We start from the raw sequence: 13,423 nt of genomic DNA, 5'->3' as shown, positions 1-13,423 counted from the left end.
TTTACTTCCCGCCTTTCCCCAGACGAATTCTCGGGTCAATATAACCATAGAGGATGTCGGTAATAAGAATTACGATAATTAGAATCGCAGAGTAGAAAATGGTCATACCTGAAATAACGGTATAGTCATTAGAGTATATCGCATTAACCAATTGCTTACCTAATCCCGGAACGGAGAAAACCTGTTCCACAACAAGCGTACCGGTAATCAATCCCGCAAAAACCGGTCCGATAATGGTGACAACCGGCATGATGGCATTACGAATCGTGTGACGCCATACAACCGTGTGACTCGCCAAACCTTTTGCTTTCGCAGTTTTGATATAATCCTGATTCAATACATCCAGCATGGACGTACGCATCATTCTGGCCACGTTAGCAAGCGTACCGAATGAAAGCGCCAGGGTCGGTAAAACTTTGTAGGAAGGACCTTTCCACAATGCGGCTGGCAGCCAGCCCAGCTTGTTTCCGACGTAATAAGCAAGAAGCGGTCCGAGTACGAACGATGGAATGGACACGCCTACAACCGCGATAAAGATAGCCGTGCGGTCCTGCCATTTGTTATGGTTGAGCGCGGCGATAATACCAAGCAGCAAACCGAACACGAGTGCGACACAAATGGAGTAAATCCCTAGTTCAAAAGACGGTTTGAAACCGGAACTGATCATACTTGTTACATCACGAGCCGGAAATTGGAAGGATACCCCCAAATCACCTTGTATCACATGTTTCAGGTAAAGCAGGTACTGCTGCCATTGCGGCTTATCGAGCCCGTATTGTGCTAGCAGAATCTGATAGTTTTCTTTGGACATCTTCAGTACAGCTTCTCCGAACGGATCGCCCGGAAGCAGCTTCATCAGAACGAAGGTGACCGTGATGACGAGCCAAAGTGTAATGATGGCATAGAACAGCCGCTGTAGGATATATCTGAACACATAGGGTCCTCCTTTTGGAAAAATGAAGCCGGAAGGGGACGTCCCGCGAGGTGCGTCCCCTTCTGACTTTAGCTGCTTATTAAGCTAGCTGCGGAATAAAGAATTACTTCTTCGCTTCCGTAATTGTTACCCCTTTAACATCCCACTCCATGCCGTAATTCGGCAGTACAAGACCTTGTACCGTGTTGCGAACGAGGTAAGGAACTTTACGGGAATAGAGAGGTCCTACAGCCATATCTTCCATCAGGATTTTCTCTGCATCTACTAGCAGTTGAGAACGTTTAGCAGGATCCGCTTCTTTGTCAGCGGCTTTGATTTTCTCGTCATAGGTAGCGTTGCTGTAATAAACGTTGTTGAACTCGCTGCCCGTTACCCACATATCGAGGAAAGTCATCGGATCGTTGTAATCAGCGCCCCAAAGTGCAAGTACGATATCGTAGTCGCCTTTGTTTTGACGTTCTACACGAAGTTTGTGCGGAACAGGCTCGCCAACTGCTTTGTAGCCGAGGTTCTTCTCCCACTCGCCCATCAGAAACTCAATGGTCTTCTTCCCGGAACCCTGCTCGTCGCCGAGGAGCTTCAGCTCAGGCAGTTTGTCAATGCCGAGTTCTTTCAGACCGGCTGCCAGGTACTCTTTCGCTTTGGCCGGATCTGCCTTCGGAAGCGTTTCGCCGGCTGTTTTACGGAATTCGTTCTTGTTGCCGTCCTGCGTACCATCCGCTACAAGTCCTCTTGCTGGAGTTGTTCCGTTTGGAAGGATCGTGTCAACAAATGCTTGACGGTCAACAGCAAAGGTCAGAGCTTTACGAATGTTCGCGTTAGCCAATACTTTGTTTTTCTCGTTGAACATGAAATACATCGAAGTCAGTTCGTTTTTCACTTTGATGTTTTCTTTGTCCGTTTGGGATTTAGCTTTGAATTGATCACCATTCAAATTAGTAACATCTGTTTCTTCAGTTTCATACAAATTTAATGAAGTGCTCGGTTCCGTCACGATGTTAACCGTCAGTTTCTCCAGTTTTACGTTGGCAGCATCCCAGTAGTTCGGGTTTTTCTCGAATACGAGGTTTTGGTCGTGGTTCCATTGTTTCAGAACGAACGGACCAGCACCGATAATTTTGTCAGCGTCGCCGCCGTATTTTTCACCGTTTTTGGTAACCAGATCTTCACGTTGCGGGAAGAAAATCGGGAAAGCAAGGAGATCTTCGAAGAAGGTAACTGGCTTTTCCAGTGTAATTTCGAGTGTTTTCTCATCAATCGCTTTAACGCCTAGAGCTTTTTTCTTAGCTTCAACTTCCTCAGGCTTTGCTTTGATGATGTCATTTCCGCCTTTAATCCAGGCAGTCATGAAGTTGTATTGCGCTTTAGTGCTCGGATCGAGAGTACGTTGGAAGGAATAAACGAAATCGTTTGCTTTAACCGGTTGGCCGTCTGCCCATTTCGCGTCACGGAGCTTAATGGTGTAAACGAGACCGTCTTTGGAAATTTCCGGTTTGGCAGCTGCAAGTCCAGGCTGCGGTTTGCCGTCTTTATCGAGACGGTAGAGGCCTTCATTCAGTGCGTTCAGCATCGTAAATGCTGCATTTGTAGTACCTTTGGAGCTGTCTAGAACCGGTGGCTCAGCATTGAAGTTAATGCGAAGTTCTTGCTTAGCGGCATTTGCTTTGTCTGTACCGCCTTTGTCCCCCGTTGCTGCCTTGTCGTCACTGCCACAACCTGCTGCGATACTGCCGACAAGCGTCAGTGCAACCGCTGTGGAAACCCACTTTTTAGCTTTCATACGGTAATTATTCCTCCCTTTAATAATAAATCTTATGGTTAAAGGTGTTTGACGGAAAATTTCGAATTTTCCAATGACACCGCTTCCCCTAATCGAGGCACTTCTCCGAGCTAAAGCGACAATATCGGCCTTTCGCCCTTACATGTTACATTTTATAACACAGTTTGTCAGGAAGTCCAGAATCTTTTTATAAAAAAGAACTTTCTCTTGCAAAAATGTTAAAATGCTGTAAAGGCTAAACTGTTACTAATTACCTATTATACAACCAAAGGTCAATAAAATCTACTTGTAATTTTCTACATAGGTTCGAGTATTTGAGACTTCCGAACCGCGCCTAACCTGCGCCAGCACTGCTTTAGAGCGTTAATTCGGCAATTAGTTGAACTGCGGTCAATTCATGTCGACAAAAGGGAGACCGCTATCCGAGAACAGCCGTCCCCATGCGAACCACCATAAACATGACATACAGAAGAGAAAGTCCCATAAAACTGAGCCGCCATACGATGCGCAGCGATTTCCCCAGTTCCATTTTCCCTTTCCTGTCGTTCTGGTATCCGCCTATAAGACCGAAAACGATAAGAATGACCAGCAGAAGAAACCATAATCCGAACGAGCTGGAGAACAAAGAATTCCACAGCGATGCGACGGATCCGAGCAGCAGGAAGGTCGTGAGATCCATAGTAATCCGGGTAGATTTTTTCTTTTCTTTGGTTACAATATATACGATTATCCATATCAGCACAAAGGAAAGAAAAGGGAGCATAGCAAGTACCGCATATATGCTGGACAATCCGTCTATGAATGAATCCAATCCCATCGTCACCCACTTTGCTCCGCAGCTTTAATCAGCCGGTATACGGTTTCATGAGTGGGCATAGACATCCCGGCCCGCTCCGCTTTTGCGAGCAGACCACCCGTGATCGCCTCAATTTCCGTCATCCTGCCCGCCGCGATATCCTGCAGCATCGAAGATCGGTTGACAGCCGTCTTCCGGCAAACTTCCAGGATTTCGTCCCATAAAGATTCTTCAACCGTTACGTGCTGTGTAAGCGCCAAGTCCCTTCCTTCCTCGAAGAGTTTCCTCATCAGCAACAGTGAGTCCGAAGTCTCAGGCAGCTTCCCGTTAGGAATCCGGAGCAGAGCCGTCAGCGGATTAATCACCGCATTGATCAAAAGCTTGCTCCATATATGGCGCTCTATACACTTCGACACAAAAACGTCAAATCCTGCTTGCTTTAAACAATCTTGAACCGTTTTCAAATTTATTTGCGGAACCTTCTCTGTATACGGTTCCGTATCCTTGGCATGGATATGGCCGATCCGCGTCCAGCCGCGGCCCGTATGCGCCACTTCCGAATGCGACAAACGTCTTGCCCCCTCCGTGGTCACCGCCTGGATCATGAAGGGACGGGCTTTCTCGCTGTCCAGCTTCTCCCAGTGGCCGATCCCGTTTTGAAGCGAAACAAGCCCCACGCCTTTCTCCATGGAAGAAATCAGATAAGACGCCAATTCTTCCGTAAACGCCGTCTGTTTGACTGCCAGGAGAATAAACCTTGCTTCGGATCGATCCGCGGAATTCAAACCGCTCACGGCATCCGGAAAAGCAAGTGCGGGGACTTCAGCCGTTAGCTCCGTACAGCCCTCCACACGGATTCCTTTCTTGTTTACGGCTTCCGCCTGTTCCCTGCTCCTTGTAACCAGCTTTACCCGGCAGCCGGTTGCCGCCAGTTTGGCCGCAAACAGCAGTCCCAGCGAGCCGCCTCCGACGACTTCTACCCGCATGGCCCCCACTCCTTTATCTTATTTTGCATTCGGCCCCTTATTCCTTGCTTGCATAATTCGCCATTTTTCAGCCATTCACCCCAAGGACGGCGTAATCCTTCTTGACGCTTCAAAAAAATATATCCCCCCGGCAGTATACCGGAAGGATTCCCAGGAAGATCTTTAATCTATTCTCTCTAAATTACCGTTTGCGTCCATCTTGAACCTCGGCTTGCTCTCTTCCTCTTCTTCTACTAAAAAGGCCATTTTCCGGGCACGGTCCATAATTTGGATAAGTGCCTTATAATCATCGTTGACAACCCGATAATCGGTTTCAACTTCATTGACCTGCTTGTTGAGCTGCTCGTTCTCTCTGCGGTATTTGGAAAGCTCCTCTTCCTTGTCGTTCAAAGAGCGCTCCATCTGCTTGATATGGCGCATCAGATCCTGATAAGTCTGCTTCCACTGCCGCAGGAACCGGATTACCGCATCAATGGAAAGCGCCTCTTCCGTCACTTCACGGCCCGACGGGTCCGAGATGTCCAGAACGGCTAGCGAGGCTCCCCCGGAAATAGTAGAAACGGCCGCATGCTTCTTCAGCTGCGCTCTTTTCTGCCGCTGGGATTTCGCAATGGAAATGGCAGCCTCGTATTTCTTGCGTACGAAGCTGTTCCACCGGAACCCGCATGCCGCGGCCGTCCGCCCGATACGCTCCCCCACTTCTTCAAACGCGGCGAGTTGAGTGCTGCCTTCCCGGATATGGCGCAGCGTTACCTCCGCGAGCATCAAATCATCTTCGTCGCTCCAAGCATCCTGCCTGATTGCCGTCATGTTTTACAATCCTCCTAACCTATTGTCCAAAATAGATCACGTCCTACCGCGCATTCGACTTTCATGCCCAATCGGCCGGACCGTTCATAAGCCGGGCAGGAGATTTATCCGTGAACGGTTCCGCTCGTAATATCTCTATGCCCCTGGCAGATTTCATAGAATCTATTTGATACTATTTGGTATTTCCAATTTTTATGACACTCATACCTAAAAAGAAGACCGGTTAAGAGACAACCGAGGGAGCTTCGCCCGGAATTGGCAATGCTTGTCACAACTTTTTAACAAAGGCAGACGATTGGATGTTTACACTACAGGGTATGCTGGGTATAATGAAGATTAGATTATTTCGCATCGTGGTAGGAGAGGGGGAAGTTTTCATGGATCGCATGTTCCGAGTTCTGGGTTTCTGGACTCTGGTGATCGCCCTGATGAGTCTGGCGGGAGAAATGTATCCCATGTCCATGCTGTTCTTTTTTCAAACCGTCGTATTCGTACTACTTGGCTATCTGAAGCTGTCGGAACGTACTTACATCGTATTGTTCTGGGGCTATATGGTTATTTCGTTTACCGGATTCACGTACTGGTCCGTGTTCAAAATGCCTCTCTAATTACATACGGCGCTTGAGCAAAAAAGGTGATTCGCGATTGAACTCGCGGATCACCTTTTTTTTCGTTGGGCTGGAGACACCTACATCCGTTCACCGCTAAACCGGTATTTGCTCCTTAAAATAAGCTGGTATGCGTACATTCCGTACCATCACATAGAACCGGGCCCCAAGAACCATGACATGTATGATCGAAACGGGAATTCCCTGATTTCCCCATATCGGCTCATTCATCTATCTCTGCCTCGGTCATAGGATATCCTTCTCATTCATTTCCCGGCTCAAAAGCCTTGCTTGTCACGGCTACCCGGCATGACCGGCGTTCCGGTAGGCGATTGTCTGACTCCGAAGGGATCGAGCAAAAACTGCCGGATGATTACCGCATCAAGACACCGCAACGGGCGCCGGGAAAATCGGCTTCCGCGTACTTCAATCGCGGATTCAGCTTTCTTCGCGTTCAAGCGTCAGCACCTTGAACAGCTCGCTCATCCCGTCGCTGATGAGCAGCTGCCGGATCGCCCGGTTCGCCTTCGCTTCCGGGCTGAACGGATCTCGGCCGGCATGCTCCACGAGCCGGCCGAGGATGCCGCCGCGCACGAGGAACTCGCGCTGCGTCTCGTATCGGGCGACGGTCCATCCCGCCGCCTGGGCCGCGCGCATGCACGCCGTGAAATCGACGTGCGCGGTTATATCCTTACGCCCCGCGGCGGCGTAAGGATTGTCATCGGCGACATGCCGCCGGTAGCACATCAGCGTCCCGTTCATCCGATGGGACGCATAGAGCTCTCCGGCGGTATCGCCGTAGTCCACCAGCAGCATCCGTCCGCTGCGGATGCGCCGCGCGGCGCGGGTGATCCACTCCCCCGCGCCAAGATTCACTTCCGCCTGCTGCCCGTGGGCCAGGCGGATCCCCTCGCGGCCGAGATGCAGCGCGGCCGGGTGGTCTTCTCCGAGCGGCAGCCACCGCTCGGTAAAACCCGTGCGGTCGTCCCATCCGACCGCACCGAGCTCGAGCCGGCCGTCCCGGCAGCGGACGCGGTGCACCGGCATCGCATCCGCCAGCTCGTTGGCGACGGCGAACACTCCGCCGCCGGCCGGCTCGGCAAGCCACTCCGCCTCCGTCAGGAACCGGAGGCGGTCCGCATGCTCCCGCAGCGTCTCCCGCTGCAGGGCGCGGTGGTACGCGCTCGATTCGATCGCCGTGATCGAAACGGACGCGTACTGCCCCGGGCTGCGGCTGCGCAGCGCGTCCAGCGCCTGCCGGGCCAGCCGGCCCGTGCCTCCGCCGAATTCGACGAATTCGACGGGACTGCCGGACGGCACGCTCTCGGCAAAAGCCAGCAGCTCGCCGGCGATGATCTCTCCCATCATGCTTCCCAGATTGGAGCTCGTGTAAAAATCCCCGTCCCGCCCGATTTTGGGTTCTTCGCGGCGGTAATATCCAAACTCCGGGTGATACAGACAAATCGTCATATAATCCCGAAAAGGAAGAGGTCCCTCTTCTTCTATTTTTCTTTTCAAAATCGCGACGATTTCCGGATGACCGGCATCCGCCGCAGTTTCTCCGGTTCCCGAAGGAATGCCCCTATGACCGTTAAATCCGCTCATTTTCTCGCCTCCAGGAAAATTGTAGGGATAAAGACAAATAGAACCTGAATAGATATAATAGAAAAGGTAGAAAAGGAAGGGGATTCCCATCATGTTCAAAGCACTCATTTCACTTTCTATAGCCATTGCCATTCCCGCCGTTCTCATATCCGGCTGTTCGGACCGCGAAGCTGCCAAGGCTGCCGTCAAAGGCGCCCTGCACAAGCAGGCGGAGATGAACGCTTTCGCTTTCGCGGGCCAGGCCGATCTTCACCTGGACGGGCTTCCGGCAGGGGATTCGTCCACACTGCCCGGGCAGCTGTTTTCGTTTCTCAAAGACAGCAAGTTGGAATGGAAAGGCGCCGCTTCCTTAAATCCGGTCCGGTGGGAATCCGATCTCAAGGCAGCTTCACGGAGCGGTTCGGCCGAACTGACGGTCCCTCTTCTTTTCCAAGATAACAAATTGTTTTTCCATATGCCACTTCTTAACCCGGATAACGAATATTTCGTGACACGGCTGGGGCTGCCGCCGGACTCTCCGGCTTCCGCAGGGGATAAGACGGGCACGGTTCCGAAAGCCGCGGCTTCTCCCGCGCTGGAGCATCTCTCCCGGCTTTCTTCCGATTTGTCCAAGCTACTGCAGGAAGGGGCCGACGAGGCCTGGTTTGAGCATGACGGGGAAGTCAAGCTGACAGACGGTTCGGCTGCCCAGTCGTATACAGCCTCCGTAACCCGCATGAACGCCGGCGCCTGGAATAAGAAGGTACAGGAGAAGCTCCCCCGTTTCCTGGAAGCGCTGAAATCAAACGGGCTTATTTCCGATGCGCAGGCCGCCGAATTTGGGCGTTCGGCAAGTTCGTTTAAATTATCCGCCCCAGGTAAATGGACGGTCCTTGTCAACAAGGAAGGTTTTTTACGAAAGCTCGATATGGAATTTAAGTTTACCGGCCCCGGAGGGAATAAATCTTCCGCATCCGCCCAGACCTTCTCCTTCCATCAGTCTTTCGATGCCGTTAACCAAACACCGGAATTCCGGAAGCCGCTGCCCCGGCAAACCAAGTCTATCGATGAAGTTCTCAAGAGTCTTGGCAGCGCCGGCAAACAATAGAGCATGCTGCTTACTTTCCCGCCTGCGGGAGGTAAGTATTTTTTTAGAACCCGTTCTCATAGAATGGGATAATTTCGGAATTAAAGGGGTCACCACATGATTTTGAAAAAATTCACCCTCACCTTCTGCACCCTTCTGTTCGGGACAAGCCTCCTCTTTGTTCCGGTTCATGCGGAAAACAGGACGGAAGCGGAAAAGAAAGAAACCGAAGCTCTTCTGCAGAAAGGGCTGACCGTCCATGAAATCGACCGTGAAATCGCCCGCCTCGCGGAGGATGACGTGAAGCTGGGCGGTCAGCTAACCGATACAGAGAAAAAGATCGCCGCCCAGGAAATCGTCGTTAAAGATGCGAAAAAACGAGCGGGCAAGGTCATCCGCTCCTATTATGCCGGCGAGCGCGAATCGCTCTGGTCCGTCCTGCTGTCGGTCCGTTCGCTGCCGGATCTCCTCAAAACGTACGAGTATCTGGACATCATTCTCGATCATGATCACCGTTCGCTGACGGCTCATCAGGACGCCTACCGCGAGCTGGGCGCCATGAAAACGAAATTGGCGAATCAGCGCACCGATTTGCAGAAAACCAAAGAAAACTATCTTAAGCAAAAGGAGCGGATTCTCGCTCTTCAGTCCGAGCTGAACCGGGAACTGGACGCAAGCGGAAGGAGCGAACTGATTCTCGCTCTAATCCAGGAACTCAACGGACGCTGGGAACAGGAAGGACTGCCGTTGTTCCGTACTTATTTCCGTTCGCTGGCCGGTGTGATGGATTATTTCCCGGAACTGCTGACACCCGGGGGCAAGGACAGTCATTTGACCCTGGAAACGGGCGGCGGCAAATTTCAAATGACCGACCATCAGCTTAACGCGTTCCTTCGCAGCAAAGACAGCAAGTTCGACGATCTAACGTTTCAGTTCAAGCCGGACGGTGTCATGGCCTTCGGCACCAAGGACGATATGGATGTCTCCATAAAGGGCACCTACGAAATGGAAAAAGACGGAGACCAGCCCGTCATCGCCTTCCGCGTTCAGGAATTAGTGTTTAACGGGTTTAAACTGCCGGATACAACGGGTAAGTCACTGGAAAAGGAATTTAATCTGCGCATTTATCCGAAGAAGCTCTTCTCCTTCGTTTCCGTGGAACAGATTACCCTGGAAGACGGACTTTTGGCCATTAAGCTCGGGCTAAACTGGTAAACCGGTCCCGTCTGGCGATATCCGTCGCTTTGCAGGGCCAGTGTTTATTGTTCGTAAGGCTGATGAGGTGCTCGGGAAGAAGGGTCTTCATCGGGTTAACGTAAATGCGCCGGATACGAAAGCGAGGAATTGAATATGCAGCTTAAGCCTGCCCTTATCGTGGATTTCCGCCAAGACGGATCAGCGGCTGATTTCGCCCCGTTTGACCAGGAGCTCAAAAAGACAGTTGAACTGTTCGATCAGGATAAGGAAGTATTTGTTTTTAACCGCGAAGAAGAGCTTGACCAAGCTAAAGAGCTGGTCAGCCGGCACGGTTATGAAGCCGAGCCGATGAATCTCGTGCTGCTTCCTCCCCATGCGGAACGGACGAGACATTTTTCGGACTACGGGTTTGAAAGCGGAGCCGGACACGTGTACTTGTACGAACCCGGCATCGCCGTCTTCCGTCTCCAAACGGGGGCTGTACAATATCCGGATTCACCCCTGAAAACCGCATCTGAAGCGGAACCGGAGCTGGCGCAGCGGCAGATGGACGAATACGTGATCGCCCGGTTTCACGAAGCGGACGGTCTTCACTTCGTGGTTGACCGGCAGCATGACGAATTGATGGACCGGACCGCCCGCGCTTACGGCTGTACGGTGCATTTTATCATCTCTTGATTAACGAATGCTGTACCGGAAACCTCCGGCAGGCACAGCAAAAAGCGGCGGGGCTCTAGGCCCGCCGCTTTTGTTATGCGCTACAGCAGATCGGCCGCCAGTTGGGCGAGGTGGGAGCGCTCGCCTTTTTCCAGTGTGACGTGTCCGCTGATTTCTTCCTGCTTGAACCTCTCGACCGCATAGGTCAAACCGTTGCTGGCCGCGTCCAGGTAAGGATGATCGATCTGGCCGGGATCTCCCAGCAGAACGATTTTGCTGCCTTCGCCTACCCGGGATACGATCGTTTTCACTTCATGCTTGGAGAGATTCTGCGCTTCATCGATAATAATGAACTGTCCCGGTATGGAGCGTCCGCGGATATAAGTTAGGGCTTCGACCTGAATACTGCCGAGCCCGGCGAGTATTTTCTCGATATCGCCCGCTTTTTTCGTATCGAAGAGAAATTCCAGGTTATCGTAGATCGGCTGCATCCAAGGCCGGAGCTTCTCGTCCTTCTCACCCGGCAGGTAGCCGATATCTTTCCCCATCGGAACGACAGGACGCGCGATCGTCAATTTTTTGTATTTACGCTCGTCTTCCACTTTAAGCAGTCCCGCTGCCAACGTCAGCAACGTTTTGCCGGTACCGGCCTTGCCCGAAAGGGTGACGAAGGAAATGTCGTCGTTCAGAAGCAGCTCCAATGCCATCCGCTGCTGAGCGTTGCGTGCGGCGATTCCCCACACCGGTTCATTCGACAAGAAGAGCGGTTCCAGCTTTTTGCCGTCGGACGACGTTTTGAGCAGCGCCGATTTCGAGGTGCCCAGCTCATCGCGGAGAATGACGAATTCATGCGGATTGAGCCGGTAGCCCAGATTCAGCGTAGGCACGCTCAGAAACCGGAACGAGTAAAACTCGTCGATGACGGACGGATGGACATGAAGCGTCGTGCAGCCCGCATACATTTCGTGATCGGATACGACACGGTCGCTCAAGTAGTCCTGTGCGGTCAGACCGAGCACATCCGCCTTGATACGGACGAGCGTATCCTTACTGACCAGGATGACGGGCCGCGGCTCGGATTTCGTCTGTTCCTCCGTCCGGTAATTAAGCGCCACCGCTATAATCCGGTTATCGTTCGTCACCTCGGCGAAGACTTCCTGCATTTTATTGAAGCTCTTGTGATTAAGCTCCACTTTCAGGCTGCCTCCGCTGTCGAGCGTAATTCCGTCATGCAGCCGTCCCCGTGCCCGCATCGCGTCCAGCAGTCTGGAAACCATCCGGGCGTTGCGTCCGATTTCGTCGGCGTTGCGCTTCTTGGAATCGATCTCCTCCAGCACGACGGCCGGAATGATGACCTCGTTATCTTCAAAAGAAAACATCGCGTTCGGATCCTGCAGCAGTACGTTGGTATCGAGCACGAAAATTTTTTTCATTCCCGAAATTCCCTCCCGAATCTGTAATGTTTACGGGGTTACCACGATACGGCCCCTGGGGAAAAGCTACAGGTTTACATCCTTTCCGCGGATCGGTACCCGGCGGCTACGCCAGCTACGCCAGCTCTCGGTTCCTTCCCGTCGTTCGCCCGCATACCCCGATTCCGCAGAAAGCGGCATTTTCAGACAAAGCGCCAAAGTGACAAAAAGCCTGGGCACAAAAGTGCCTAGGCTTTTTTCATCGCTTCAAATACTTGTCCGTCCAGCTTGTCGGCTGCACGTTTGTCATAAGTTTTCTCGAATTCAGGGTCTACGGAAATACGGGCGCCGTAGAACATCGCGTCGCGAACGACACGGATATTCAGATCATAGCAGGCCAGCTTGAAGGGAACCCCTTCAAGAACTTCGGCCGCCGGCGCGGCTTCCGCGTAAATAGCGTGTACGGTCCCCGCGGCAATCATCGTCACGGTAGCCGACGGGTTTTTCTCCAAGTTAGCAATCAGACGGGAGCGCTTGTCAACAGCAAAGCGTATTCTCCCCGGGTCCGGTGCATATACCCACGAAATGGCATTGGCCGTAGGTGCTCCCGTTTCCGAGTCGATCGTATGCAGCAGGACGAGCTTTTCCTTGTGAAATTCCGCAATCAATTGTTCCGAGAGAGCTGTAATTTCTTCCGCCATGCCTGCAGCGCCTCCTGCATCATTTTAAATAAGTGCTGTTAGCGAACCAAGGCCCGCCTGATTTCATTATATCATATGGAAAAAGCTTCACGCTATGTACAGCAGCGGTCAGACACGGATTCACACTCCTTTAGCGACAGATACAACCATTGTATTCGTCTCCACAAGGAAGATATGTCACCCTTGTCTATCCGGGGGTGAAAAAGAGCGCTAGTTATTCGTTATATTTGGGGTTGGAACCGATATCGGCAAGCAGGCGCTCGGCATGCTCACGGTCGAAAAAGACGGAATGCTTCTCCCCCTGCCGCACATAGTCGATCCGAAGACGGTACTCATCCGCCTCTGTCTTTTCAAATTCGCTTACACCATGATCTTCCCGCAAAATCTCTTCGAAGAAGTCGGCCGTTTTCCCTGCCGCCTCGTCAAGAGGTCTTGCATCGGCCACAATGCGAATCTGCAGCCAGTTGAACAAAGCGTCCTGAAGCGTCATAGAATTCGGCCCCCCGGTTTGAAATCAAATTTGGTACAACCTTGTCGTCGTTACTGACCCGTTTGTCCGGAATCTTTCTTCTTGCGACGTCCCTCGACAAAATAACGGATCCGCAGAATCAGCATAAGTAAAATCGCTACGGCGAGAGAAGGGACAATCGGAATTTGCGGTCCGAGCACTTGGAAAAACGTAAGCATAAACGAACCCAGCGCAAGCAGGACGTAAACGATCAGCGCTTTCAAAACCGGCAGTCTGCGTGTACGGAAAACCTTGTTATACACGAAGGACATCATGATGAAGATGATGAGGCACGTCAGCCAAAAATTTTCGGCGAACCATTGGTACATTACGCTGCAACCCCCTTTGTATAGTTAAAAAAGA

Annotated in this window: 14 protein-coding genes; 4 read left to right on the top strand and 10 right to left on the bottom strand. The window is 51.9% G+C overall.

All coding sequences use genetic code 11. From position 1 onward, the window contains the following. Window position 1: 1 nt before the first annotated feature. From AC2TF6_RS08970 to AC2TF6_RS08950, 5 genes are all read right to left on the bottom strand, one after another. The gene (locus tag AC2TF6_RS08970) at window positions 2-934 is read right to left on the bottom strand and encodes an ABC transporter permease (RefSeq protein WP_103993601.1); all 933 of its coding nucleotides are present in this window, start codon (window positions 932-934) and stop codon (window positions 2-4) included. A 103-nt stretch (window positions 935-1,037) separates the two neighbouring features. Next, complete coding sequence (locus tag AC2TF6_RS08965; protein WP_491310745.1) at window positions 1,038-2,714, bottom strand: peptide ABC transporter substrate-binding protein; 1,677 nt, start codon at window positions 2,712-2,714, stop codon at window positions 1,038-1,040. Between the two features lie 418 nt (window positions 2,715-3,132). Beyond that, window positions 3,133-3,531: a DUF3397 domain-containing protein gene (locus AC2TF6_RS08960; RefSeq protein WP_326052885.1), complete on the bottom strand. Its 399-nt coding sequence runs from the start codon at window positions 3,529-3,531 to the stop codon at window positions 3,133-3,135. Window positions 3,532-3,533: 2 nt separating this feature from the next. Continuing rightward, window positions 3,534-4,496 (bottom strand): ketopantoate reductase family protein, encoded by a 963-nt coding sequence (locus AC2TF6_RS08955; RefSeq protein ID WP_491310744.1) that lies wholly within the window; start codon window positions 4,494-4,496, stop codon window positions 3,534-3,536. A 162-nt stretch (window positions 4,497-4,658) separates the two neighbouring features. Continuing rightward, on the bottom strand, window positions 4,659-5,306 hold the full coding sequence (locus tag AC2TF6_RS08950) for an RsfA family transcriptional regulator (protein WP_491310743.1): 648 nt from the start codon (window positions 5,304-5,306) through the stop codon (window positions 4,659-4,661). 377 nt (window positions 5,307-5,683) lie between these two features. Between AC2TF6_RS08950 and AC2TF6_RS08945 the strand changes: the two genes are divergently transcribed. Next, window positions 5,684-5,914 (top strand): DUF2626 domain-containing protein, encoded by a 231-nt coding sequence (locus AC2TF6_RS08945; protein ID WP_009671348.1) that lies wholly within the window; start codon window positions 5,684-5,686, stop codon window positions 5,912-5,914. A 438-nt stretch (window positions 5,915-6,352) separates the two neighbouring features. Here the strand turns inward: AC2TF6_RS08945 and AC2TF6_RS08940 are convergent, their stop codons facing one another. Then, window positions 6,353-7,519, bottom strand: coding sequence for a class I SAM-dependent methyltransferase (locus tag AC2TF6_RS08940; RefSeq protein ID WP_491310742.1), 1,167 nt, complete (start codon window positions 7,517-7,519; stop codon window positions 6,353-6,355). Between the two features lie 91 nt (window positions 7,520-7,610). On the opposite strand from AC2TF6_RS08940, the gene AC2TF6_RS08935 reads away from it, so the two are divergent. The 3 genes from AC2TF6_RS08935 (at window position 7,611) to AC2TF6_RS08925 (ending at window position 10,460) form a co-directional block, all read left to right on the top strand. Then, window positions 7,611-8,606: a hypothetical protein gene (locus tag AC2TF6_RS08935; protein WP_491310741.1), complete on the top strand. Its 996-nt coding sequence runs from the start codon at window positions 7,611-7,613 to the stop codon at window positions 8,604-8,606. A 96-nt stretch (window positions 8,607-8,702) separates the two neighbouring features. Continuing rightward, window positions 8,703-9,800, top strand: coding sequence for a coiled-coil domain-containing protein (locus AC2TF6_RS08930; RefSeq protein WP_491310740.1), 1,098 nt, complete (start codon window positions 8,703-8,705; stop codon window positions 9,798-9,800). A gap of 135 nt (window positions 9,801-9,935) precedes the next feature. Continuing rightward, window positions 9,936-10,460 carry a hypothetical protein gene (locus AC2TF6_RS08925; RefSeq protein ID WP_491310739.1) on the top strand — a complete coding sequence of 175 codons (525 nt, stop codon included), beginning with the start codon at window positions 9,936-9,938 and terminating at the stop codon, window positions 10,458-10,460. An 80-nt stretch (window positions 10,461-10,540) separates the two neighbouring features. Here AC2TF6_RS08925 and AC2TF6_RS08920 read toward each other — a convergent pair whose 3' ends face one another. From AC2TF6_RS08920 to AC2TF6_RS08905, 4 genes are all read right to left on the bottom strand, one after another. After that, on the bottom strand, window positions 10,541-11,872 hold the full coding sequence (locus tag AC2TF6_RS08920) for a PhoH family protein (protein WP_376124947.1): 1,332 nt from the start codon (window positions 11,870-11,872) through the stop codon (window positions 10,541-10,543). A 227-nt stretch (window positions 11,873-12,099) separates the two neighbouring features. Further along, window positions 12,100-12,552, bottom strand: a complete 453-nt coding sequence (locus AC2TF6_RS08915) for a pyridoxamine 5'-phosphate oxidase family protein (protein WP_218228393.1) — start codon at window positions 12,550-12,552, stop codon at window positions 12,100-12,102. A gap of 214 nt (window positions 12,553-12,766) precedes the next feature. Beyond that, a complete protein-coding gene (locus AC2TF6_RS08910) occupies window positions 12,767-13,042 on the bottom strand; it encodes a hypothetical protein (RefSeq protein ID WP_491310738.1) in 276 nt (91 codons plus the stop codon). 50 nt (window positions 13,043-13,092) lie between these two features. Further along, on the bottom strand, window positions 13,093-13,389 hold the full coding sequence (locus tag AC2TF6_RS08905; protein WP_009671349.1) for a YlaH-like family protein: 297 nt from the start codon (window positions 13,387-13,389) through the stop codon (window positions 13,093-13,095). Between the last annotated feature and the right edge of the window lie 34 nt (window positions 13,390-13,423).

It is taken from the genome of Paenibacillus sp. JNUCC 35, from assembly GCF_058269095.1.
The sequence above is the reverse complement of the archived record's forward strand: the minus strand, read 5'-3'. Positions and strand labels throughout refer to the sequence as shown.